Genomic DNA, 23,871 nt, shown 5'->3' with positions numbered 1-23,871 from the left:
ACCGGAAAAAATTGCTCTATAGCTGAGTGTTTTATGCTCTGTAGCGCTCCGATCGCTTCAATAGGCGCCGCAGTAGCGGTTTAACTGGCCAAATAATCGCGCGGCCGATTAGAACGAAAACAGGCCTCGAATTGCGTAGCATCGCACTTGCAAATTCGTTGGCTTCCTTTTCTTGCTCAGCAACCTGACCGCCTTCGCCGTGCCCGAGAACGTGATGCCCGACTTCATGGTAGAAGGTGAATTCTGCCGTGATGCGCGCCCACCACAAGTGCAGGCCCTTGGGGGATGGCGATGGCCAGGTCAGGACAATGTACGAGAAAAACAGATTGTACTTGCCGAGATAGTCCATGTCGGCCCGCCGGGCGATCACATCTATCCGGGTTACCTGTTCAAGGGTGACGCCTTTGATCCTACTCCATTTCGTCAGGTTTTTAATGACCCGCGCGCGATCTACGATGTCATCGCTGATGAATACTGGGGTATTGTCGCTTAGAACAATGGCCGGTTGGTCATCAAGGCGTTTTGTGAGAATATTCAGCGTTCGGCGATGGACGGGATGTAGCTTTGTCCGCTTAAGACGGTAGATTTCTTGCCTAAAAACAGCAGGGTCCAGTTCATCAAGAAGTGCAAGGAGCGCGCCGAAGTATCTAGTCGAAGGCCCGCGCGGATTGTCTTTCCAGGCTTTGGACGAGAGCCTTTTTTGAACTTCAGGCACCGCGCTCTCACGGCATTGCATGAGCGCACGCCAAGTATCCCGGATGGTTTCGATATGGTGCGTCGAAATTCCCCGCAGGAACTTATCGACAAGCTGGCTGGCGTTTTGGGTCATATCCGATGACTAGTGCGGGATTGTGCCAGAATTTTGATGTGCTTCCGGATGTTTAAGAACTGAAGCGCCTGACTACCCATCCTGCGACGGTGCCCCGAATGCGCGAATAACCACGCGGGCGGCGGCCTCTACGGGGTCGTGCGTTTCTTTCAGGATGGTCACACGATCAAAACGATCAGGGTCGCTGTTCACGGCCTCGCGCAGCGCTTGACCGAATGCCATGCGCAGCTCGGTTCCGATGTTAAACTTGCAGATCGATGTCTCACGCGCGAGGCGCTTGCGTTGTTCGACCGGCACTCCCGAGCCTCCATGGATGACCAATGGCACTTCGGTCATCGCATCAATCTGGGCGATGCGGTTCTCGTCCAGACCACCCTCTTTATTCTGTTGTAAATGCACATTCCCGACCGAGATCGCCATGGCATCCACACCGCTGTCGCGGGCGAATTGTGCGGCCTCGGACGGGTCGGTTCCGTTCGACCCTTCGCCGCCGGAATAGCCCACAAACCCGATTTCGCCTTCGCAGGAAATACCCGCCGCATGGGCCATTTCGGCGATGGCGGCGGTCTCGTCTATGTTCTGGTGCAAGGGCTTGCGCGAGCCATCGAACATCAGCGAAGTAAATCCGCTGTCCAACGCGATCTTGCACTCTTCAAACGTATAGCCATGATCCAGATGGGCAACGACGGGGACTGAGGCCTCTTCGGCCAGATGGCGGAACATTTTGCCCAGAATGGGCAGCGGCGTGTGCTCGCGACAGCTGGGTCCGGCCTGCAGGATCACAGGCGCATTTTCGGCCTCGGCTGCGGCCACATAGGCGCGCATATCTTCCCAGCCCAGGGTCACAAGCCCGCCCACCGCATAGCCCTGCTGATAGGCAGGCTGCAGCACATCTTTCAGTGTCACGAGGGTCATTTGAACTTTGCAATCATGTCTTTGATGCCTGGGATCGTCTCAACCTGATAGGCATGGGTGGGTTGGAAATACTGCACCAGTGAGCGCTGCGTCAGCCCGCCAAGAATGGTGAAATAGTACATCTCATACCCCGGCAAAGCGCAGCAGGGGTGATACCCTTTGTCGATGCAGACGGTCGAGCCATCGACGATGTGATAGGCATCCCCCGGCTCATTGTCTTCACGCTGCAGCATTTGCAGGCCCGAACCCCAGTTGGGTTTGAAGCGGAAATTATAGGTCTCGTCGTGGCGCGTTTCATCCGGCAGCCGGTTGGTATCGTGCTTGTGGCTGGGAAAACCTGACCAACCGCCCTGGCCCACCGTGAACAGTTCGCTGACCAGCAGACGCCCAACTTTGTCATGTTGCTTCTGACCCAGGATGTGCTTGATCTTGCGATGGGTTTTGGTGTCATCGCTGCCATATTGCACAAGGTCGTGTTCACGCACGTCAAAAGGGTCCAGCACCTTGTTATACTTCGCCCCTGCAACGAAAACTTCGGTTGCGTCCGAGACACAGACCATCTGCACCTTTGCACCAACGGGGATATAGACACCCTCTGGATCACCGTCCCAGACATCCTCCCCCCTGTTACCAAGCTGGAGGAACTGCACCCCTTCGACAGAGATATCTACGGTGCCAGTTGCGGGCACGATGCAGGTTTCGTAGCCGGGCACCTGATACTCGAACGCCTCGCCCTTCCGCAATTTCACGATGTTGAAATAGTTCAGGGGAACCATGGGATCATCGACATCAACGATGGCGGTGTTCTTGTTGTCATATGGCGCAATATGCATGGGATATTCCTATGTGGTCGGGCCGGGATGATCGGCCAGAAATGCGTCGAGTTTCGCAGTGGTGGGCATGGCCGGCGCGCAGCCGGGTTTTGAGACCACGATAGAAGCGCAGGCCGATCCGCGCATCACTGCGTCTTTCAGCGGATACCCTGCCGCGATTGAGGCCAAGAGCCCGGCCATAAAGCTGTCACCCGCGCCCACCGGCTTGATCGCGTCGACCGGGTAGATACCGGTTTGGGTTTCCTGCCCATCTGCCAGCGTTACGGCACCTTTTTCACCCATCTTGTAGATGACGACCCGGCCCGGTTTTTTCGCGAGTTCTTGAGCTTTGGCAAAACCCATATCGATGCCGCCCGCCATAAAGCCGAACTCTTCATCATTGCCCACGATCAGATCGCTGGCTTCACCTGCGCGCGAGAGAACATCGGCGGCAACCTCGGGCGAGGGCCAGCTATAGGGCCGATAATCGACATCGAAGATGATGGGCAGACCGGCCTTTCGCGCGTTTTCAAACCCGCGGAACGTCGCACTGCGCGAGGGTTCTGCAGCGAAAACGGTTCCGGCGGAAACCAGAGCGGTGAATCTGCTGAAATCAACGCGATCCATGTCTTCTTCGGTGACCTGAAAGTCGACCGCATTGTTTCTGTAAATGACGTTTTGGAAATCGTCCGTTCGGCTTTCATAGATTGCAAGCGACATGCGATGCTCTCCGCCGATGGTGCGAATGCAAGACGTGTCTACGCCGTAGTGGTGCAGGCGATTCATGCAGAACCGTCCAATCGCATCATCCGAGATTGAAGTGATCAGCGTCGCCTGACTGCCCAGCTTGACCAGACCGGCCGCGATATTGGCGGATGATCCGCCCAGGTCTGCATGAAAGGTATCAGCCTCTTCGCTTTTTGCGCCAATGGGCGCTGCAGTCAAATCCATGCCCGCGCGCCCCAGAATGGCAAATCGGTTTCCTTTGATGCCGTCGATCAGGGCGCTCACGTCTTTAGTCCTCCGACAGAGATAATGGCAAAGTTTGGACCTTGCGCTGAATCGATTCACACGATACTCATTTTGCAACCGGTTGCAAATACAATGTTCGGAGCCGCAAAAGATGCCTGATATCGGAATTGGAATTGTGGGTGGCGGCTATATGGGCAAGGCGCATTCCGTTGCCATGTCCGCAGTGGGTGCGGTGTTTAACACAGCGCTCAGACCACGGCTTGAGGTGATCTGCGCCTCAACCCCCGAAAGCGCAGAGCGCTACCGCGTAGCATACGGCTTCCAGCGCGCAACCGACGATTGGCGGGTCTTGGTCAATGACCCGAAAGTCGGGGCCATAGTCATCGCGTCGCCCCAGGAAACCCACCGTCACATTGCCGAAGCGGCTTTTGCTTTGGGGAAGCCGGTTTTGTGCGAAAAACCTTTGGGCGCATCGCTGGAGGACAGTCAGGCCATGGTCAATGCCGCTGAGGCGGCGGGTGCCGTCAACATGGTCGGCTTCAACTATATCCGCACACCCGCCAGCCAGTTCGCGCGCCAATTGATCGCAAGCGGCGAAATCGGTGACGTCACCTGGTTTCGCGGAGAGCATACCGAAGATTTCTATGCCGACCCGCAGGCCCCCGCCACATGGCGGACAACCGGTATGGCAAACGGGACGATTGGTGATCTGGCGCCACATATGGTGAACGGCGCACTGGCCCTGATCGGACCGATTGCGCAGGTCATGGCCGATGTAGAAACCGTGCACCGCACGCGCCCGGGTGGTGAGGTTACAAATGATGATCACGCTCAGATGATGTGCCGGTTCGAAAACGGTGTGATGGGCAACCTCTATTTCAGCCGTGTCGCAACGGGCCGCAAGATGGGCTATGCCTATGAAATATCTGGCACAAATGGGGCGATCCGCTTTGACCAGGAAGATCAGAATGCCCTGTGGCTGTATCGGCGCGAAGGCCCCGAGGCGCAGCGGGGATTCACCAAAATCCTGACCGGCCCGGCGCATCCGGATTATGAACCCTTCTGTCAGGGCCCCGGTCACGGTACCGGCTATCAGGACCAGATCGTTATCGAGGCCAAGGATTTCCTGCATGCCATCCACACGGGTGAAGCGATCTGGCCAACCTTCCGCGACGGGCATGAGGTGAATCGGGTGCTGGCGGCGGCTCTGGCATCCTCGGACCAGCGACAGTGGAAAAACACCAGCGATTTCTGATCGCTCAACGACACGTTCTGAAGAAAGACTTAAGACCATGGCAAAGCTGAAATGGGGCATGATTGGTGGCGGCGAAGGCAGCCAGATCGGGCCTGCCCACCGGTTGGGTGCGCAAGCAGACGGGATGTTCGAATTCGCCGCAGGTGCGCTGGATCATCGCCCGGATGTGGGTAAGGAGTATGCTCAGCGGTTGGGCATCGCTGCAGATCGCGCCTATGGCGACTGGCACGAGATGTTGGCCGGAGAGAAGGGCCGTGAAGACCGGATCGATCTGGTCACGATAGCCACGCCGAACTCAACCCATTTCGAGATTGCCAAGGCCTATCTTGAGGCCGGGTTCAACGTGTTGTGCGAAAAGCCGATGACCATGACGGTGGAAGAGGGCGAAGAGATTGTGCGCGTGGCCGAGGCGTCCGGCAAGATATGTGCAGTGAACTATTGTTATTCGGCCTATCCGATGGTGCGCCAGGCCCGTGCCATGGTGCGAGCTGAAGAGATCGGCAAGGTTCGTCTGGTCGTGACCAATTTTAGCCATGGGCATCATGGTGACGCGACGGATGCCGATAACCCTCGGGTCCGATGGCGCTATGATCCGGCCATGGCAGGTGTCTCGGGCCAGTTCGCGGATTGCGGCATTCACGCGCTGCATATGGCCAGCTTCATCTGTGATGATGAGGTGAAATCCCTGTCGGCCGATATGGCCTCGACCATTGCCAGCCGGCAGTTGGAAGATGATGCAATGGTCAACTTCCGGATGGAAGGCGGCACGGTCGGGCGGCTCTGGACCTCATCAGTGGCGATTGGGCGACAGCACGGGTTTGATATTCAGGTGTTTGGCGAAACCGGCGGTCTGCGCTGGGCGTCCGAGCAGCCGAACCAGTTGATCTATACGCCGGTTGGCGGGCGCACTCAGATCATCGAAAAGGGTGAAGGCGGGTTGCATGACGAGGCGCAGCGTCTGTCGCGGGTCGCCATCGCTCATCCCGAAGGGTTCCCGCTGGCCGTGGCCAATATCTACTGCGATCTGGCTGATGCGATCCGGGGTGAGGCACGTGATGGTCTGCCAGACGCCGCCGATGGGGTGCGTTCCATTGCGGCTGTCCATGCAGCGGTCGCGTCTGGCAAAGAGGATGGCGCCTGGAAAGACGCGCGCCCGCCAATGTTCCGCTAATCAGGGACGGGGCCGCAACGTACCCCGCTCAATCACCCGACAGGGGAATATCCGGGCCTCAGGGTATCTCTGAGGCTCTTTCAGCATCTCTTCGACCAGGTCGACGGAAGACGTAATGATCTGCTTGATCGGCTGGTGAATGGTCGTTAGGTTAACGCTTTCCCAGCGCGCCATTTCCATGTCATTCAAACCGATGATGCCGATATCCTGCCCCGGTTTCAGCGCATGATCTGAAAGGGCGGACAACGCACCGACAGACAGGATATCGTCACCGCAGAAATACCCGTCTGCCGGAGTGCCGCTTAGCAAGCGCAGCATCTCGGCCCGTCCAGCCTCAAACGAGTAATTGTCTGCGAAGGAATACGAAATCTGCAGCTCTGGATGCTGCTCGGCTTCCTCAATGAACCCGCGGTATCGATCCAAAGCCGAGGTCGCGCTTTTTGGCCCGCCCAGATATCCGATATGCCTGTATCCGCGCGCGACAAGCTCGCGCGCCGCCATGCGCCCACATTCGACATTGTCGATACCAACCACATGCACCTCGGGCGACGTTGCTGAACGCCCGAACGTGTGCACCACGGGCACACCGGCATCATGGAACGCCTTGGCAAAGCTAGGGGGCAGGGTCGAGGATGCGACTATAACGGCATCGACTGAATATTGGCGCAGCATGCGGACGGAATTGGCGGGCTCAATCTCATCAGTCAGGTTCACGATCAGCGGACGCAGCCCGCGTTCCTGCAGGGCGCGGGTGAACTGGTCGAACACCTCAAGGAAAATAGGGTTGTGAAAGTTGTTGGAAATCAACCCAATCAGCTTGGTCCGCCCGGTCGTCAGCGATGAGGCTAGCGCGTTTGGGCTGTACCCCAGTTCTTGCGCGGCTTTTTCGACCTTGCTGCGGGTCTTGGCCGAGACCGAGGCGCCTTCGGTAAAGGTTCGCGAAACTGCGGACCGGGATACGCCTGCCAGTGCCGCGACGTCTTTCAGTGTAACGCTCAAAATTGATACCGTCTGTGCCGTGCGGGCGTTGGGATTGTCATTGCAAACTATTATGCATCTAAGCACCGTTCTGCAACCGATTGCAACAGGGGTGCAGGATCTGAGATCGCTTGCGTTGGGCTTGACGAATTTCTTCGCTGCTTCAGGTTTGGATGATGACCGCAAAACGCGTCGCAATCGTATCGAGTGGCATTTTGAGCCCTCTCAACAGTGCGTTGGAATTTGCCAAACGCATCAAGGCTTTGGGTTATGAGGTGTCGATCTTTGCTCCGGCCTCGGCGCACGATCTGATTGAACATTATGGTTTTGCCCATCACGCAATCCCGAACCCGCGTGTAAATGCATTCGACGCACTGATTTCGAAAGAGGACAGGCGCAGTCTGCAGCGCGACGGTTGGATGGATGCTGCGATCAAGGCGTTCGGGGTCGATGAGTTTGCAGGAGCGTTGCTAAAAACACAGCCTGATATCGTGTTTATCGATTGCGAGATGCATGCGCAGATCATCGTTGCAATGTCTTTGAACATTCCGGTTGTGCAGTACAGTAACATGTTCCTATCTCCACCGGGCACACAGGCCCCACCGCTGAACAAACGCGCGTTTCCTGGTCGCGGGCTGCGGGGCAGCAGACCGGGCATCGCGCTGCTGTGGTGTCGGTTCCTGCTGTGGAAACTGTCAAAGATACTACGCAAAAGACTGTCAGAGGGCCGGGTGGATTATGCCTCGACCCTGATTGAACTTGCTAGGCGTCATGACGTTCCGCTGTTTCGGATGGTGCGTTTGGTCTGTTGGCAGATGCCTTGGACCTATCGGTTACCAACCCTGTTGCTGTTGCCACGTGCGTTGGATTTGCCGACACCTTCGCGGGCCGATCTGACCTATTTGGGCCCAACGATATTGCAGGATCGCCCTGACCACCCGCATGACCAGGAAAAGATCGCGCAGTTCTGCGAGGCCAGCACTTGGGAAAAGCGAATCTTCGTGGGGTTCGGAACGATCATGAAGTTAGACAGTGGTCTATTGCCAAACTTGTGGGCAGTCGCCACCAATCATCCCGACTTGAGGTTTCTTTTTGCGGCAGGACAGAACTGGGACGGCATGGCTGAGACACAGTTACCCGCAAATGTCGATGTCGTGGCCTGGGCTCCGCAGCAACATGTTTTGAAACACGCCGATCTGGCGATCATGCATGGTGGAACGGGCGGCTTGGTTGAAGCTGTGGATGCAGGCACGCCGATGTTGCTGTATCCGCATGTAAATGACCAACACGGTAGCGCGGCACGCGTCGTGTTTCATGAGATCGGCCGCGCTGGGGATCGGAATGATCCGGTCGAAAAGATCGAAAATGACATCCGGAGCTTACTGAGCTCTGGGAAAGTCAGGCAAAACTGCATCCAAATGCAAGCACTATGCCGGGGTGAGCACAGCGCGGGTGATCTAGCGGGCTACCTGCGCGAATTGATGTCGCGCGACTAGGAAATTCAACAGCTTGTGGCTGAAACGAGAGTGATGCGCTCATCCAAAACGTCCGCCGTTTCAGGTGGGCAATCAGTTTGTTTGATCCATACGACAGGCGTGCCCGTAGAATTTGCAAGACAACGAAGAAAATGAACCAGTGGACGAAACGCCCAAACTCATGGATCACGCTCGGCCTAGCGAACTGGCTGGCCTGGCGCGCAGGCTTCCGGATGTGACCTCACAAAACTTCCGGAGTGTGTGGGGTTTGGTCGGTCAGCATGGTGCTTTTTCTTATCTCATGTCGGATCAGCGAGATTACCGCGGCTGCGCCGAAGCCTTCGTCGAAGCGATGTTATCATTTGGAGAGAACTGTTCTGATAACGGTTTCGCGATGGCAATCATCTCGCAGATCCTGACTGTACAAAATCCGCTGCATCAATTCGCATCGCCTGACCAGAAGACAACCTATCTGCCGCGCTTGCTTGCCGGAGAGTTACTGGCCGCCTTTGCGTTGACCGAGCACGAAGCGGGCTCTGATGCGCTGTCGCTGAAGACGCGGGCCGAGTATGCGGATGGAGGGTATCTCATCAACGGAGCCAAAGCGTATGTCGGCATGGGTCCGATTTGCGATCTGGCGATCGTATTCGCCAGAACCGCGCCGGATAAAGGGCGCTGGGGACTATCTGCTTTTTTGGTTCATGCTGACGACGAAGGTTTTATCCGCCATCCAAGGCAAAAGAAACTGGGGTTGAATTCGGCGCCGTTTGGCCAATTGGAATTCAATGCGTGTTGGGTACCCGAAACCCGCAGGCTGGGTCCAGAAGGTGCGGGTGCTTCAATTATCCAGTCGACATTGGATTTGGAGCGTTGCTTTATTTTGTCCGCGCAAGTTGGTGCTATGCGGCGTCAATTGCGGGAATGCGCCGAGCATGCAGCGACGCGCATTCAATTTGGTAAACCTATTGCGGCGTTCCAGTCGGTCTCCAATCGTCTGGCAGATATGCGCACCCGGTTGGAAACATGTCGGTTGATGCTAAGGCGCGCGGCACAGTTATACGACACCGGGCAGCCTTTGACCCAATTTGCTGCCATGGCCAACCTTCATATCTCGGAAGCGTTGTTGAACTCGGGCATGGATGCCATGCGCTTGATGGGAGGGCAGGGGTATTTGGCGGGATCGACCGCTGGGTCGGATGTTGCCGATGCAATCGGCGGCGTGATCTACTCCGGCACATCGGACATCCAGCGTGAGATCATTTCCAAGATGGAGCTTCATCAGGCGCGCGCATTGAGGGAGCGACCCCAATGAACCTCCGGTCTGGTGCAAATCTAATTGCTAGGCGCTCGGCCTTAACGCTTCAAGCCGTTCTTTGGCTCGGTCTGCTATTCTTTGCGACGACGGCCAACGCGCATCGCGTGAACGAAAGTTACGTCTATTTTGATGTCACCAAAGACAGTTTGGGCGGGCGGATCGAAGTCACGCTGACCGACCTTACGCGAATACAGCGAGGTCAAGAAAAGGTTTCAGAGAGCCTAGATCAGGCTGAAGTTCTTGCCGGCATGGGCGCTTTCTTCGACTATTTCGAAAAGCACCTGCAGTTGTCCTTTGAGGACACGCCGTATCAGGTGGAGTTTGAAGAGATCACGTTTTTTGACACCTCGGTCGATACGTTTGCTCAGTTGCACTTTGGCATTCCCGGGGTCGAAACAACGCCGACGACCATCCAGATGTATTATGACGGGGTGTTCTCGGATATCGATCCAGAACATCGCGGATATGCACTTATTGCCAGCAACGCGCGCAACGGGATGGACGAGAATGAGGCCTATATCTCGCTTGTCTTTGCACCGGGCGACGGCATGAAAGACCTGTATCTGAATGATGAGCCATCCAAAGACATTGCGCGCGCCTTTTTTGAGCGCGGGGTCTGGCATATTTGGTTGGGTTTTGACCACATCCTGTTTCTGGTGACCCTGCTGTTGGGTGCAGTTATGCGGATCGACAACCAGCGCTGGGTCCCATCTGAAAGCATCCGCCAAAGCCTTTGGTACATGGTCAAGATCGTGACTGTCTTTACCATCGCAAACACTATTGCTTTGTGTTTGGCGACGTTCGGAGTGATCACATTGCCGGTTCCTTTTGTTGAGGCGGTCATAGCTTTGTCTATCGTTGCCGTTGCCATCGGTAACCTGGTACCTCGCTATCATGCGCAGGTCTGGATCGCAGTCGTGATCTTCGGCATTTTCCACGGCCTGGGCTTTGCAACTGTTCTTGAGCCTTTGGGGCTGGATCCAGAGCGCAAAATGCTTGGACTGGCGACTTTCAATGTCGGGATTGAGATTGGACAGCTTGCAATTGTACTTGTGCTGTTTCCGATCTTGTTCGCCCTGCGTCGTTTGCCAGCCTATCGTACCGTAGCACTGCACTTCGGGTCAGTGGTGCTTATGGCAATGGCGGCGCTTTGGTTTTTTGAGCGTACCGTTGATTGGTTTCCGAAGTTTAGCCAATCGGTCGTGATGCTTGTGAACTAGGGAGTCGAGGCTGTGTTTCTGGACGACCCGATAGCCCACAACGCGCAAGCATCGCCGGATGCCCAGGCCCTATGTATGCTTGGCCAAGGCATGACCTATGCCGCGTTGAACGAGCAGGTTGATCAGATCGCCACCGTACTGCTGGAACGGTCTGTCGCAAAGGGCGACCGCGTCATTGTCTGCGCAGCCAAAAGCCCTATGGCGATTGCTGCGATCTACGCAGTCCTGCGTATTGGGGCGATATATGTGCCAATTGATCCCGCCGCCCCGGTCGAGCGTGTGGCGGCGCAGCTTGCTAAGGTAGCTCCGGTGCTGGTTATCGCCGACGCAACGCGGTTGGGGGCGTTTGCTGATAGCGTGCCCAATGTTCCGCTTCTGGACCTTGAGCAGCCAATTAGGGGCAAAACATCACCCGACAAATTGCGCGATCGGTGTGCAGAACGCTCTCCTGATGACCCGGCATATGTTCTGATGACATCCGGCACGACCGGTGACCCCAAGGGCATTGTTCATACCCACAAAAGCGGTTTGGCCTACGCTCAGATGGCGGCAAACCTGTGCGCGCTGCGTTCCTCTGATCGCGTCAGCCATCACACGCCCGCGCATTTCGACATGTCGATTTTTGACATGTTCAGCACTGCCTTGGCTGGGGCTTGCGTGGTCATCATTCCAGAAATGCATGCAAAGCTGCCCGCCAGCCTGTCAGAGCTGACGCAGAGTGAAGGCATTACCGTCTGGTATTCAGTGCCATATGCGCTGATCCAAATGGTCGAACGTGGCGCATTGGCCGAACGTGATCTGAGCGCTTTGCGCATTGTCATGTTTGCGGGTGAGAAAATGCCCCCTTCTGCGCTGAAGGCGTTTTCCAACCATGCGCCAAATGCAGTGTTTCTGAACGCCTATGGGCCGACAGAAACCAACCATTGTACGACGTCAGTCCTGGCGCATGACGATCTGGATGGAACCAGCCCTATGCCTATTGGTCGTCCGGATGTGGGTGTAACCGCACGGATCGGGACTGATGCCGCAGAAGCACTTGCCGGAGAGCTTCTGATCGCCGGCGACCAGGTCATGTCTTGGTATTGGAATGATCCCGATCAAACCGCGGCAGCCTTTTGTACCTTGCCTGACTCTTCGGGGCGGATGCGGCGTTTTTATTGCACGGGTGACATCGTGCGCCGAACTGAAACCGGAGCCTTGATGCTGATCGGGCGCAAGGACCGGCAGATCAAGCTGCGCGGCTATCGGATTGAACTGGACGAGGTCGAACTTGCCTTGGTGAACACGCCTTTTGTGACCGAAGCGGTTGTGATTGCCAGGGATCAGGCACTCCGGGCTTTTGTCACAGGCGCATCCAAGTGCGATCTTGAGCAGTTGAAACGTCAATTAGAAGCTGTGTTGCCGCCCTACGCGGTGCCGCAACACATTGAATGGTTAGAGAGTATGCCACGCACGTCGACGGGTAAGATCGACCGGGCGAAGCTTGTGGGGAAAGCCGATGAAGACCGTGCAGCCTGAACGCCAAACCGATGCGCTGCGCAACTACGTCCAGCAGACGCTGTTGGGAGGGCGCCTTATCACTGATACGGAAGAGCTGCTGCTCAGCGGGATGATCGACTCGCTGGGCGTAATGTCGTTGGTGGGTTTTGTCGAAGAGACCTATGGCATCGACATACCGTTCGAAGATATGACACTTGAGAACCTCAACTCAATCGACGCCATCCTGCGCTATGCCGATGCTCGGCAATCGGCGCGGTGCTGAGGGAATGACCATGCCCTACCCGTTGTCAGATAGTCAGCAGCGATTTTGGAAAGGTCATCAGATACAGCCGGATGTGCCGCTTTATAACATGGCGTGGCGCTTTGATCTGCGCTTTGATCTGAGCGCTGATTTGTTTCAACAAGCCTTTGCCGAGACCGTGCAGGAAAATGCGGTCCTGAGAACGGTATTCCGGGGCCCGCGTGATAGTCCCGTTCAGTTTGCGGCTGAGCCGAACATGCAGTTGCTTGAGTGTTTCGACCTTAGCGCGCAGCTCGACGCTGATGGTTTACTAGATCAACAGTTGGACGAGCTAACTCGGTCTCCGTTTGATCTGACGCACAGCACGTTGCGTAGCCAACTGCTCAAGCTTTCGGACCATCATTGGGTTTGGGCTGTGTGCCAACATCATATCGTGTGTGACGCCCAATCAGGTGCGTTGTTGTTCGACCAGATGTCGCGCAGATACGCAGCGCTTCAAAGCGGTGAGGCGACAAAGGTCGACCCTTCGCCCAGCTTTTTTGATAGCGCTCCGATGAAGGCGCGGACAGCTGGTGCCACGCCCGTTTCACCTGCGCAGCCGATAACACCACCTTATGGCAGCGTGCCGAAACGCTCGTCCCTTTCCAAACGACTGAGCATCGCCGCAGTACCATCACTTACCGAGCAAATGGAAGACGCCATCAAGCGCCCTGAGTTCCGGTTATTCACGCCAGATTTATCCCGCTTGGCTCTCTACCTGACTGCGTACATTGCCTATCTCCATCGGGTGACAGGCGATGATCGGATCACAATTGGCCTGCCATCCCACAACAGGTTGTCAGATGTCGACAAGGCCACACTGGGCCCCTTTGTAGAGGTGCTTCCTTTTGAGATTGAGCTCGGTGCAGATGACACGTTTCTGGATCTGCATACGAAGGTTAAATCTGAGTTGGGCGTGTTTCTGAGGCGCGCAAAGCCGGGAGCAGCCGCAGCCGAGAACACATCCGCCATCAGCGCGGTCGTAAACTACATTCAGGCCGAATTCGGAGAGTTTGCAGGCCATCCTGCAGATGTTCAGTGGCTCCACAGCGGCGCTCATGACGCGGCCCACGTCATGCGCCTGCATGTCATGGATTTTTCGGGCAGCGGCAGGCCCGATCTACAACTTGATGTACAATCAGAGGTATTGGACGCTGTTTCACCAGACGCGCTGCAATCGCATTTCCTTAAGGTGCTGGATGCAGCTTTGAAGACACCGGAAACTACGATCGCGGCGCTTGATCTCGCTACCGATGATAACGACAGAGCGATCCTGTTTGGCCCGGTCGAATGCCCGCCTACGCAAACAGTGTTGCACGCCTTTGCCGCGCAAGTCGCAAGCTCTTCTGGCTCGGTCGCGCTGTCTCAGGCCGAGGCACGCATGACCTACGGGGAACTTGATCTGCGCAGCGATCAGATTGCCGCGTATATCGCCCGTCAAGGCATCACCCCTGGATCAAGCATCGCGGTTCATATGCCGCGGTCGTTTGAGTTTGTTTTTGCCTTGCTAGGAATTCTCAAGGCGGGGTGCAGCTTTGTGCCCATCGCGGCCAATACACCCTTCGCGCGTGCCGATGAGATCATCAGCCTTTCGGGTGCGCGTGCCGTTTTTCTGGCGTCAGGTGACACGCGTAGCTTTGCGTGTCAGAGCTTAGATGTCGCGAACACTCCCAAAGAGTCTGATCCGATCGTTCACGCGCCGGACCGCACCGATTTGGCCTATATTCTGTTTACATCAGGTTCGACCGGAACCCCAAAGGGTGTCGAGGTAAGCCACGAAAGCCTATCACGCTATACCCAATGGGCGGCAGATACGTTCAGTGGACCTGAACCAGCACACTATGCGTTTTTCTCGTCTGTTTCTTTTGATTTGACTCTGACCTCACTGCTTGCACCCCTGGTAAGCGGGGGTTCCATCCGCATCTATCCAGAACGAACCGATCCAGATTTGGCGGTTCTGGATGTGTTCGCAGAAGATGCGGTCGATCTTGTGAAACTCACCCCGTCTCATCTGGCGCTGGTGTGCAAACAGGGGCGGGCAGTCCAGCGTATTCGGACGCTTGTTCTGGGGGGCGAAAACCTGACATCGCAGTTGTGCCGGACGGCGCAACAGGTGCTTTCGCCGGATATCTCGCTGATCAACGAATACGGGCCGACCGAGGCTGTGGTTGGAGCCATGCATCACAAGTTTGATGCGCGCGCTGATACGGCGACTTCGGTTCAGATCGGCCAACCCGCCAGCGGTATGTCGATCAGCATCCGCGACAAAGGAATGAACATCTGTCCATTAGGTGTAACTGGGGAAATTGTGATTGGCGGCCGACTGGCCGAAGGGTATTTGGCATCTCCTACGGAAACGGCTGCAAAATTTCGTGACGATCCTGTCGGGCTGCAGGGCCGGGTTTATCGCAGCGGTGATCTGGGCCGGATCACGCGGGACGGGTGTTGCGAATATCTCGGTCGCTTCGACCAGCAGGTCAAGATCGGCGGCGTTCGTTTCGAAGTGGCCGAGATTGATCATGTCTTACGCCAATTGCCAAGTGTAAGCGCGGTACATGTGGCCACCGGATCTGTGCGCAAGTCTGATGCCAACGAACAAAGATGCCGCGACTGCGGTGTAACCAGCGCTGTTCCAGGGATCGCGTTTTCGGAACGCGATCTTTGCGGGATTTGCGCTGAGTTCGATCGCTACAAAGACCGCGCCGCCGTCTACTTCCGGGATGAGCCCGAACTTAGGGCCGAGATCGCAAAGGCCACCCGATCCAGCACCGGCCCATACGACGCCGTGATGATGCTAAGTGGCGGCAAGGACAGTACATATGCCGCGTATCGCCTAGCAGGGTATACTTCGCGCGTTTTGGCGGTGACCCTGGACAATGGCTATATCTCAGATCAGTCCAAGGACAACATCCAAAGGGTTGTCAATGATCTGGGCTGGTCGCATCGCTATCTCAGCACAGATAAGATGAACCAGATCTTCGTCGACAGCCTAAAGATGCATTCAAACGTGTGTCAGGGATGCTTCAAGGCGCTTTACACGTTGGCCTTCCGAACCGCACTTGCTGAAGGCGCACCATTGATTGTAACTGGCCTGTCCCGGGGACAGTTTTTTGAAACCCGCCTGACCCCTGATCTGTTCCGAAACGCCGCCCCTACCTGCGCGCAGCTGGATGATATGGTCACCAAAGCACGCAAGGCCTACCATGCCGAGGATGACGCGCTGTCACGCCTTCTTGAAACGGACGACTTGAAGGACGGGCAGTTTCTGGATCAGGTCGCCGTCTTGGATATCTATCGCTACATCGATGTACCCGTTTCCGAGATTTACGCGTTCCTCGAACACCATACCGCCTGGCAGCGACCCTCGGATACAGGACGGTCAACCAATTGCCTGATCAACGATGCAGGCATTCACGTGCATAAAACCCGTAGAGGGTATCATAACTACGCGCTCCCCTATGCTTGGGATGTGCGTATGGGCCACAAAACGCGTGCGCAGGCTTTGGACGAACTGGATGATCAGATTGACACAGATCGGGTTCAATCAATCCTGAACGAGATCGGATTTGACGAGCCGATTGAGCCGCCGACAAAACTAACTGTCTATGTCGCAGGTCAGGGCGTGGGTGAACAAGAGGTTTGGCAAACACTGCAGGCACATTTTCCACGCAGTGTGTTGCCAGAACATGTGGTGGTGCTTGACGAGATGCCTCTGACCAACAATGGCAAGGTTGATGTGGCACGGTTACCCACCGGGCGGCGGGGTCGGACGGACCAGCCTATTCAGTTTGTTGCGCCCGAGACAGACATGGAACAGCGCCTGTCTGGGATCGTGGCCGAGGTTCTGAAAACTTCGCGGATCAGTGTGACAGCAGATTTCTTTGATCTGGGTCTCGATAGTTTGGCGGCGATCGAAATCGCGATCAAAGCCAATGAATGTCGGGTCCCTTTGCCCGCCACGGCTTTGTTCGAATACAGAACGCTCAGATCGTTGGCCCAATATGCGGAAACCCTGCCCGAAGAAAATTCCGTCGGAGATGCTGACGACGCTTTGATCGAGCTGGATGAAGACGACCTCTCAAGCATCGCAAAGGCGTTAGGTTGAGATGGGGTATCCGGAGGGCGTCGCTGACATACTTCCTTTGACCTCTGCACAGCGGGGCATGCTGTTTCATTCTGAGGGCGAGAATGAAGTGCGCGGGCAATATGTTGCGGTTATCAGCTGCGTGTTGAACGGCCCGTTGGATACTAAGCGTCTGATGGCGGCAATGGACGCTGTGCTGAATGCACGCGATGCATTTCGTGCCGGGTTTCTATGGCAAGGCGTCAAACAACCAGTTCAAGTGCTGCGCGAGAATGTATCTCTGCCGTGGAATGAGTTGGATTGGACTGCCCGAACAGATGTTGAGCAGAGCCTGAAAGACCTGATCAAGTTAGAACAAACCCGCCAATTCGATCTGAAAATACCACCATTGATGGCTGCCACGCTGATCAAACTCTCTGACACACAATGGCGGCTGGTCTGGACGGTTCACCACCTAATCAGCGATGGTTGGTCCACTGGCGTTGCCTTGCGTGACCTCTTTGATCGGTATAGCGGGAAAGACCTGGCGAAGGATATTCCCAATTTTAAAAGCCACTTGGCTTGGCTGCGCACGCAGGGCCCGTTGACGGATACGGAGTTCTGGACAGACCAATTCGACGGTCTGGAAGAGCCCAGCTTGTTGCCCGATGCCGATATGAAGTCTGTGCAAACACAGACATCGTTATCTGCGTCACTCGGCCAAGACATGATGCAACGGATCGAACGCGTTGCAGTACAGTTGAAAATTACACCAAATACCGTTCTGTCCGGGGCATGGGCGCTCTCGCTACGGCGGTTGCTACAGCAGGACGACATAGTCTACGGCACAACAACCGCTGGGCGGCCACCTGAGATTCCCAACATCGCCAACGCCATCGGAGCTTTTGTAAATACCTTGCCGGTTCGGTGCAGGATTGACCCATCAATTTCTGCCGGTGCGTTCCTGCGGAAGCACGGACAGGCCGAAGTCGAACGCCGCAAGCACGAATTTGCCGCGCTGGCGGAGGTTCAGAACTGCGCCCCTTTTCCAAGCGGAACCGCCCTGTTTGACACTTTATTCGTCAATGAAGGCGTCTCTGAGACAAGTTACGATTTTGATGAGATCCGGATATCCGACCTGACCAGCACGCAATACAGCAGTTATCCGTTGTCGTTTCTGGTCACACCAAAATCCGATCTTGGGATAGAAATCTACTTCGATCCGGGTCGCATATCCGATGCAGCTGTTCGAGGGGTTGTTTCTGACTACGAGCGGATACTGTCAGAGATCACAAAAGACCCCGATTGCCTTGTCCGAAACTTGTTGAAACCTCAGAGCGATATTGTGCCTCGTATTGCGGGGCCGATGGCCGAGCATGTCGTGACGCGCCTTCTGCATTGCGCGCGAACGGCACCTCAGTCCATCGCACTTACTGATGACGCAAAAACCCTGACTTATGCTGAGGTGTCATTGCGCGCGCGTCAGATTGCATATGCCCTGCGACAGGCCGGTGCCCGGAATGGTGATGTCGTCCCTGTTGCATTGCCTCGTGGGGCAGATGCAGTGGCAGCGTTTCTAGGCGTGATGATGTCGGGCGCGGCGTATGTGCCACTTGATCTGGACTACCCTGCTGACCGCATCGCGCAAGTACTGGACACAATTCAGCCGAAACTGATTGTGACAACAGAAGCCTGCTTATCAACTCTGCCGAATACTCAGGCGCGACCAGTGATTGTAGACACGCTGACAGAGGCCATGGATCCGGATGACGTCACCACCGGAGACACTGCATATGTCATGTTCACATCCGGCTCAGAAAACAGACCCAAAGGGGTAGTGATCTCGCAGGGTGCCTTAGGAATGTCGACCACCGCGCGCGACACTGTTTATCAGGCTAAACCAGAGGTCTACCTCCTGCTGTCCTCTCTGGCATTTGATAGTTCGGTCGCCGGTCTTTATTGGACGCTCTGCACCGGCGGTCACCTCGTCATCGCCACCAAGAACCTTGAACAGGAGCCCGCCAAGCTCGGAGCTCTAATAGCCCGACATGGGGTGACACATACACTGTGCTTGCCCGGACTTGCGCGTGTTTTGCTGGCCTCTGTTCCGAAACGCGATTTGCGCAGCCTCAGGGTTTTGATTGTCGCTGGTGAGTCGCTGAACACATCCTTGCCGCCGGAGCTGAGGGCGCTTGTGCCCGGTTGTCGGTTGATCAATGAGTACGGGCCGACCGAAGGTACGGTCTGGTGCACCTCTTTCGACGCGACCGAGATCGGCGCCGGGCAGGACGTGCCGATTGGCAGGGCAATTCCCGGGGCTTGGGTCGGTATCCTCGACCGCGATGGACACCCCGCAGACCCAGGCGTGGTTGGGGAAATTGTGGTTGCTGGTCCGACGGTGGCAGAGGCGTATTTCCGGGACCCGGAACAATCCCAGGCTCATTTCTTCGAACTGGGCCCACACCGTTTACGCGCTTATCGAACCGGGGATCTTGGGGTTGCCGATGAAACCGGTTGTATCTCGTTTCTGGGTCGAAGGGACAGACAGGTCAAAATTCGCGGTCATCGCGTTGAATTGTCCGAGATCGAGGCGGTAGCGCAGAGTATCGCGGGTGACGTGAGGGTTGCAGCGCTGGTACTCGACACAGGTGGATCAAAGCAGATCGCTCTGGCACTTGAATGCCCGCCCAGCGATACGCTCTGTGCGCGGGTGCAAAGCCATCTAGCGGCGAGCCTGCCGAAGCCATTCCATCCGAGCTTGGTTGTCGGTGTTGCGGCTTTTCCAGAATTGCCTAATGGGAAGCTGGACCTAAAGACATTGGCATCAGACCTTACGCGGAACTTCGGATCCCAACGGGGCGAAGCTCCTAGCGCGGGGCTTGAGGCACAAATCGCCGAGCTTTTTGCAGAGGTTCTAGATACGCCGTGCCAGTCGCGCGATGCGAATTTCTTTGATCTGGGCGGGGACAGCCTGTCGACCATCAAAGCCTATGCGATGGGTCAGGAAAGGGGTGTTCACTTTGAACCCACTGATTTGTTCAGCTGTCCGACTGTTGCAGAGCTTGCCCAACGCGTCTCAGATCGCCAGTCAGAAGCTTCGTTTTCCGAACCTGAAAGCAGGTTTCAAATTTCTAATCCCGGCCCGGGCAAAACCACAGTACTCATTGCACATTGTTCGATTCAGTTTTGCAGGTATATGGCCCGCTACCTAGGCTCGGATCATTCGGTGGTTCATATTCCCAGCCATCGTACGCAGGGCACACCAATTCCATTCGACAAATCTTATCCGGAACTTGCATCTGCGGCGATCGCGCAACTCGAGCAGTCAGAAATCGATGCCCCCTTTGTTCTATGCGGATACTCGGCCGGAGCGCCGATGGTTATGGAGATGGCCAGGCAAATTGGCGAGGATAAAATCAAAGGGATGGTTCTTCTGGACCCGCCGTTCAAGATGGTAGGCGCGGAACCGGGCTTACAGCCGATTTACTATCGCACATACAAGCGATTGAGATACATCATCAAAGGCTGGAAGCGTCGTTACAGCGCCAGAAAAACGTTGCCCGAGATCAAACAACAACTGGTGCAGAACCCCAACGCCGAGGCCGCGCGCATTCGCGGCGTGGAAATCGCTCATGAACTGGCAATCAGCGCGTTCCGCGTTCCGCGTTTCGACCAACCGGCGCATGTGTTTCTGTGCCGTGGCAACCCCTCGCTTGAGACAGGGGATGTTCTGGATACGCATCTGCGACACAAAACGCTGCACAATCTGGATATGAAACATATCGAGCTGATGGGGCGACCGGATGCCTTTGCGTCGATTGCGGCGGCTCTCAAAGCCTGTTCTGATTTAGAGACTCGCAATCCAGACTGAACAATTTTCAGCGCAGGTGCACCGTGGACATGAAAAAAGCCCGCGACCAAGCGCGGGCTTTCATTTTGGTTCTACGCAAGTGGCTTATTGCGGAATCTCGCCTTCCAGACCTTCGACATAGAAGTTCATGCCTGCCAGAGTGCCATCATCGGCCACTTCACCGTCAGCCAACCAATCACTGCCATCCTGTTTTTTGATCGGGCCAGTGAAGGGGTGGTACTCACCAGCAGCCATGGCTGCTTTCATGGCCAACGCTTCTTCTTTGACATCCGCCGGAACCGCGTCAGAGATTTCGCCAATGGCGACCATACCTTCGCGGATACCGTCCCAGGTGTTCACAGATTCCCAGGTGCCGTCCATCACGGCCTGTGTGCGTGCGATGTAGTAGGGCGCCCAGTCGTCGATGATCGATGAGACGCGTGGGAACGGAGCATATTCGCTCATGTCTGAGGCCTGGCCAAAGGTGACAACATTGCCTGCCTCTTGCGCTGCAGCCTGCGGCGCGGTCGAGTCGGTGTGTTGCAGGATCACATCTGCGCCCTGTTCGATCAGAACCTTCGCAGCGTCAGCCTCTTTCGCAGGATCAAACCAAGTGTAGGCCCAGACGATTTTAAACTCGACATCCGGGTTGACCCGTTGCGCGTGAATAAAGGCCGAGTTGATGCCCCGGATCACTTCGGGGATCGGATAGGAACCGATATAGCCGATGATGTTCGACTTGGTCATGTTACCCGCAATGTGACCCTGAACAGCACGGCCTTCATAGAAACGCGCCGAATAGACCGAGACGTTGTCGGCGGTCTTGTAGCCGGTCGCATGCTCGAACTTCACGTCCGGGAATTTCTTGGCAACATTGATCGTTGGGTCCATATAGCCAAACGAAGTGGTAAAGATCAGATCTGCGCCTTCCAGCGCCATCTGCGTCATGACGCGTTCGGAATCCGGGCCTTCAGGTACGGATTCAACAAAAACGGTTTCGACCTTGTCGCCAAAGTGTTCTTCAACCGCCAAGCGACCCTTGTTGTGCTCGTACGTCCAGCCACCGTCGCCTACGGGACCGACATAAACGAACCCGACCTTTGTCTTGTCCTCGGCCATGGCCCCCGAGGCCAGACCCAGCGCCATTGCGGCACTTGCCAGAAGTGTAGTGAATTTCATGTGTTACTCCCCAAGTTGGTTCAGTTGGCCCCTAGTGTGAGGCATGGAATATTCGGCCCAGTGAGGCAGGTGCGCTGCTCTTGTCGGCCGAAAGGATCACAAGCACAAGGATCGTGATGATATAGGGCGACATTGCCAGATACTCGACGGGAATGGCAACGCCTGCTGCCTGCAGATTAAGCTGCAACACTGTGATTCCGCCAAACAAATAAGCACCAAGCAACGCGCGCCATGGTTTCCAGCTGGCGAACACCACCAACGCCAGAGCGATCCAGCCAACACCGGCGGTCATGCCTTCGGTCCACTGGGGCACCCGGATCAGACTGATATAGGCGCCACCGAGACCCGCACAGGCACCCCCGAACAGAATCGCCAGAATGCGGATCTTGATGACCTTGTATCCCAAGGCATGGGCTGCATCGTGGTTTTCACCCACTGCGCGCAGGATCAGCCCCGCACGGGTGTATTTCAGCGTGGCCCAAACAGCGGCCGTCAGGGCGATGCCCACATAGAGGATCGGGTCATGCTGGAACAGGATTGGGCCAATGACAGGAATATCGCTGAGTATCGGGATATGGATATCCCCCATGCTGGGCGGCTTGATGCCCACATAGCTTTGTCCCATCAGCGCGCTGAAGCCGAGGCCGAACAGGGTCAGCGCCAGTCCGCTGGCCACCTGGTTGGCCAGCGCCACTTGCGTCAGCAGCACGAACAGCAGGGATAGTACCGCACCTCCAATTGCTGCGGCGATAAAGCCAAGCCACGGAGAGCCGGTTTCGACCGAAATCGCAAACCCGCTGATTGCACCGACGATCATCATACCCTCGACACCGAGGTTCAGAACGCCAGCCTTTTCGACAACCAATTCTCCGATCGCGGCCAGCAGCAGTGGTGTTGCGGCCACCATCAGCGAGGCGATCAGAAGGACGGGGTTGATTTCACCAAGGTCCATTATGCCACCTCGCTACGAGCCGCACGGATGCGGTAGTTTGTCAAAAGATCGAAGGCCAGAAGGAAGAACAGCAGCATCCCCTGGAACACCTGAATGGCGGCGGCAGGCAGACCCAGCTGAGACTGCGCGATTTCACCGCCAATGTAAGTCAGCGCCATCAGGCCACCGGCCAGAAGAATGCCTACCGGGTGCAATCGGCCCAGAAAGGCCACGATGATCGCAGTGAAGCCATAGCCGACGTTGAAGTCGATGCTGACCTGCCCAGAGGGTCCAGACACTTCGAACATCCCCGCTAGCCCGGCCAATGCACCAGACATGCCAAGGCAGAACAGGATCAGACGGGCCGGGTTTACCCCTGCGAATTTCGCAGCGCGTGGTGCTTCGCCGGTAAGTCGAATGTGAAACCCCAGCATATGGCGGTTCAGCAGCACATAAGAGAAGATCACCGCAACGAAGGCCGCGACAACACCCCAATGCATCCCCGACCCTGCGATCAACTCGGCATTATGCGCGCTGTCATAGGATTGCAGGTTGCGCGAACCGGGAAAGCCGAACCCTTCGGGGTTTTTCAGCAGACCCAGCGAGACCGAGGCCAGCATCTGCTCGGCCACATAGACCAGCATCAGTGACACAAGGATTTCATTTGTCCCGAAACGCACCTTCAGAAAGGCTGGGATCATCGCCCAGAGCCAGCCGCCAAATGCCCCGGCAAGTACCATGATCGGAAAGATGTAGAACGCTTCCATTGGGTAGAAAGCCAATCCAGCACCCGCCCCGAAAATGGCGCCCATGGTGTATTGCCCCTCGGCCCCGATGTTCCATATGCCGGCCCGAAAACCCAGAGACAGGCCGATGGCGATCAGTACCAAAGGCGCGCCTTTCACCAGGAGTTGTGGACGGTAATAGAACGCAAACTCACCGAACAGCGGTTCCCAGAAGATCGTGCCGATCGCTTCGACCGGGTTCTTTCCCAAAATGGCGAACAGGACACCGCCAAACACCATCGTCGCCAAGACAGCCACCAGTGGGGTCGCATAAGACCACGCTTTGGACGGCTGAGGCCGTTTCTCCAACACAATCATCTGCCCATCCCCCTGCGCATTCT

17 protein-coding genes are annotated in these 23,871 nt (G+C 56.2%); 9 read left to right on the top strand and 8 right to left on the bottom strand.

Going from position 1 to position 23,871, the window contains the following annotated elements:
• Positions 1-31 precede the first annotated feature (31 nt).
• The 4 genes from ABLN87_RS15730 to iolC all read right to left on the bottom strand — a co-directional run bounded on the left by ABLN87_RS15730 (position 32) and on the right by iolC (position 3,567).
• Positions 32-829, bottom strand: a complete 798-nt coding sequence (locus tag ABLN87_RS15730; protein ID WP_353011761.1) for an ImmA/IrrE family metallo-endopeptidase — start codon at positions 827-829, stop codon at positions 32-34.
• 72 nt (positions 830-901) lie between these two features.
• A complete protein-coding gene (locus ABLN87_RS15725) occupies positions 902-1,744 on the bottom strand; it encodes a class II fructose-bisphosphate aldolase (RefSeq protein ID WP_353011759.1) in 843 nt (280 codons plus the stop codon).
• The gene (locus ABLN87_RS15720; protein WP_353011758.1) at positions 1,741-2,577 is read right to left on the bottom strand and encodes a 5-deoxy-glucuronate isomerase; all 837 of its coding nucleotides are present in this window, start codon (positions 2,575-2,577) and stop codon (positions 1,741-1,743) included. Before ABLN87_RS15720 ends, ABLN87_RS15725 begins: the two co-directional genes overlap by 4 nt.
• A 9-nt stretch (positions 2,578-2,586) precedes the next feature.
• Positions 2,587-3,567 carry a 5-dehydro-2-deoxygluconokinase gene (iolC, locus tag ABLN87_RS15715; RefSeq protein WP_353011756.1) on the bottom strand — a complete coding sequence of 327 codons (981 nt, stop codon included), beginning with the start codon at positions 3,565-3,567 and terminating at the stop codon, positions 2,587-2,589.
• Between the two features lie 112 nt (positions 3,568-3,679).
• On the opposite strand from iolC, the gene ABLN87_RS15710 reads away from it, so the two are divergent.
• Together ABLN87_RS15710 and ABLN87_RS15705 are read left to right on the top strand one after the other, a co-directional pair.
• A complete protein-coding gene (locus ABLN87_RS15710) occupies positions 3,680-4,783 on the top strand; it encodes a Gfo/Idh/MocA family protein (protein ID WP_353011754.1) in 1,104 nt (367 codons plus the stop codon).
• A 37-nt stretch (positions 4,784-4,820) separates the two neighbouring features.
• Positions 4,821-5,954, top strand: a complete 1,134-nt coding sequence (locus tag ABLN87_RS15705) for a Gfo/Idh/MocA family protein (RefSeq protein WP_353011752.1) — start codon at positions 4,821-4,823, stop codon at positions 5,952-5,954.
• Here the strand turns inward: ABLN87_RS15705 and ABLN87_RS15700 are convergent, their stop codons facing one another.
• A complete protein-coding gene (locus ABLN87_RS15700; RefSeq protein ID WP_353011750.1) occupies positions 5,955-6,953 on the bottom strand; it encodes a LacI family DNA-binding transcriptional regulator in 999 nt (332 codons plus the stop codon).
• Positions 6,954-7,108: 155 nt separating this feature from the next.
• Here ABLN87_RS15700 and ABLN87_RS15695 point away from each other — a divergent pair, with 155 nt between their 5' ends.
• The 7 genes from ABLN87_RS15695 (at position 7,109) to ABLN87_RS15665 (ending at position 20,656) form a co-directional block, all read left to right on the top strand.
• Positions 7,109-8,428: a glycosyltransferase gene (locus ABLN87_RS15695; protein ID WP_353011748.1), complete on the top strand. Its 1,320-nt coding sequence runs from the start codon at positions 7,109-7,111 to the stop codon at positions 8,426-8,428.
• A gap of 139 nt (positions 8,429-8,567) precedes the next feature.
• A complete protein-coding gene (locus ABLN87_RS15690; RefSeq protein ID WP_353011747.1) occupies positions 8,568-9,719 on the top strand; it encodes an acyl-CoA dehydrogenase family protein in 1,152 nt (383 codons plus the stop codon).
• Positions 9,716-10,942, top strand: a complete 1,227-nt coding sequence (locus ABLN87_RS15685) for a HupE/UreJ family protein (RefSeq protein WP_353011746.1) — start codon at positions 9,716-9,718, stop codon at positions 10,940-10,942. Before ABLN87_RS15690 ends, ABLN87_RS15685 begins: the two co-directional genes overlap by 4 nt.
• A gap of 12 nt (positions 10,943-10,954) precedes the next feature.
• Positions 10,955-12,460 carry an amino acid adenylation domain-containing protein gene (locus ABLN87_RS15680; RefSeq protein ID WP_353011744.1) on the top strand — a complete coding sequence of 502 codons (1,506 nt, stop codon included), beginning with the start codon at positions 10,955-10,957 and terminating at the stop codon, positions 12,458-12,460.
• Complete coding sequence (locus tag ABLN87_RS15675) at positions 12,441-12,704, top strand: acyl carrier protein (RefSeq protein WP_353011743.1); 264 nt, start codon at positions 12,441-12,443, stop codon at positions 12,702-12,704. Before ABLN87_RS15680 ends, ABLN87_RS15675 begins: the two co-directional genes overlap by 20 nt.
• Before the next feature lie 10 nt (positions 12,705-12,714).
• Positions 12,715-16,827 carry an amino acid adenylation domain-containing protein gene (locus ABLN87_RS15670; protein WP_353011742.1) on the top strand — a complete coding sequence of 1,371 codons (4,113 nt, stop codon included), beginning with the start codon at positions 12,715-12,717 and terminating at the stop codon, positions 16,825-16,827.
• A gap of 1 nt (position 16,828) precedes the next feature.
• The gene (locus tag ABLN87_RS15665; RefSeq protein WP_353011741.1) at positions 16,829-20,656 is read left to right on the top strand and encodes an amino acid adenylation domain-containing protein; all 3,828 of its coding nucleotides are present in this window, start codon (positions 16,829-16,831) and stop codon (positions 20,654-20,656) included.
• Between the two features lie 84 nt (positions 20,657-20,740).
• Here ABLN87_RS15665 and ABLN87_RS15660 read toward each other — a convergent pair whose 3' ends face one another.
• The 3 genes from ABLN87_RS15660 to ABLN87_RS15650 are packed head-to-tail and all read right to left on the bottom strand — an operon-like array spanning position 20,741 to position 23,848.
• Positions 20,741-21,814, bottom strand: a complete 1,074-nt coding sequence (locus tag ABLN87_RS15660; protein WP_353011739.1) for a BMP family ABC transporter substrate-binding protein — start codon at positions 21,812-21,814, stop codon at positions 20,741-20,743.
• 31 nt (positions 21,815-21,845) lie between these two features.
• Entirely contained in the window at positions 21,846-22,766 is a 921-nt protein-coding gene (locus ABLN87_RS15655; protein WP_353011737.1) for an ABC transporter permease, read from the bottom strand.
• Entirely contained in the window at positions 22,766-23,848 is a 1,083-nt protein-coding gene (locus ABLN87_RS15650) for an ABC transporter permease (RefSeq protein WP_353011735.1), read from the bottom strand. Before ABLN87_RS15650 ends, ABLN87_RS15655 begins: the two co-directional genes overlap by 1 nt.
• Positions 23,849-23,871: the final 23 nt, after the last annotated feature.

It is taken from the genome of Ruegeria sp. SCP10, from assembly GCF_040329495.1.
Classification (GTDB): domain Bacteria; phylum Pseudomonadota; class Alphaproteobacteria; order Rhodobacterales; family Rhodobacteraceae; genus Ruegeria.
The sequence above is the reverse complement of the archived record's forward strand: the minus strand, read 5'-3'. Positions and strand labels throughout refer to the sequence as shown.

Excerpts from the sequence above, each read along its gene's own strand:
- ABLN87_RS15730 (WP_353011761.1), bottom strand. The coding sequence starts at position 829 with ATGACCCAAAACGCCAGCCAGCTTGTCGATAAGTTCCTGCGGGGAATT.
- ABLN87_RS15705 (WP_353011752.1), top strand. The coding sequence starts at position 4,821 with ATGGCAAAGCTGAAATGGGGCATGATTGGTGGCGGCGAAGGCAGCCAG.
- ABLN87_RS15725 (WP_353011759.1), bottom strand. The coding sequence starts at position 1,744 with ATGACCCTCGTGACACTGAAAGATGTGCTGCAGCCTGCCTATCAGCAG.
- ABLN87_RS15650 (WP_353011735.1), bottom strand. The coding sequence starts at position 23,848 with ATGATTGTGTTGGAGAAACGGCCTCAGCCGTCCAAAGCGTGGTCTTAT.
- ABLN87_RS15655 (WP_353011737.1), bottom strand. The coding sequence starts at position 22,766 with ATGGACCTTGGTGAAATCAACCCCGTCCTTCTGATCGCCTCGCTGATG.
- ABLN87_RS15660 (WP_353011739.1), bottom strand. The coding sequence starts at position 21,814 with ATGAAATTCACTACACTTCTGGCAAGTGCCGCAATGGCGCTGGGTCTG.
- ABLN87_RS15670 (WP_353011742.1), top strand. The coding sequence starts at position 12,715 with ATGCCCTACCCGTTGTCAGATAGTCAGCAGCGATTTTGGAAAGGTCAT.
- ABLN87_RS15685 (WP_353011746.1), top strand. The coding sequence starts at position 9,716 with ATGAACCTCCGGTCTGGTGCAAATCTAATTGCTAGGCGCTCGGCCTTA.
- ABLN87_RS15695 (WP_353011748.1), top strand. The coding sequence starts at position 7,109 with ATGACCGCAAAACGCGTCGCAATCGTATCGAGTGGCATTTTGAGCCCT.
- ABLN87_RS15720 (WP_353011758.1), bottom strand. The coding sequence starts at position 2,577 with ATGCATATTGCGCCATATGACAACAAGAACACCGCCATCGTTGATGTC.
- ABLN87_RS15665 (WP_353011741.1), top strand. The coding sequence starts at position 16,829 with ATGGGGTATCCGGAGGGCGTCGCTGACATACTTCCTTTGACCTCTGCA.
- ABLN87_RS15710 (WP_353011754.1), top strand. The coding sequence starts at position 3,680 with ATGCCTGATATCGGAATTGGAATTGTGGGTGGCGGCTATATGGGCAAG.
- ABLN87_RS15675 (WP_353011743.1), top strand. The coding sequence starts at position 12,441 with ATGAAGACCGTGCAGCCTGAACGCCAAACCGATGCGCTGCGCAACTAC.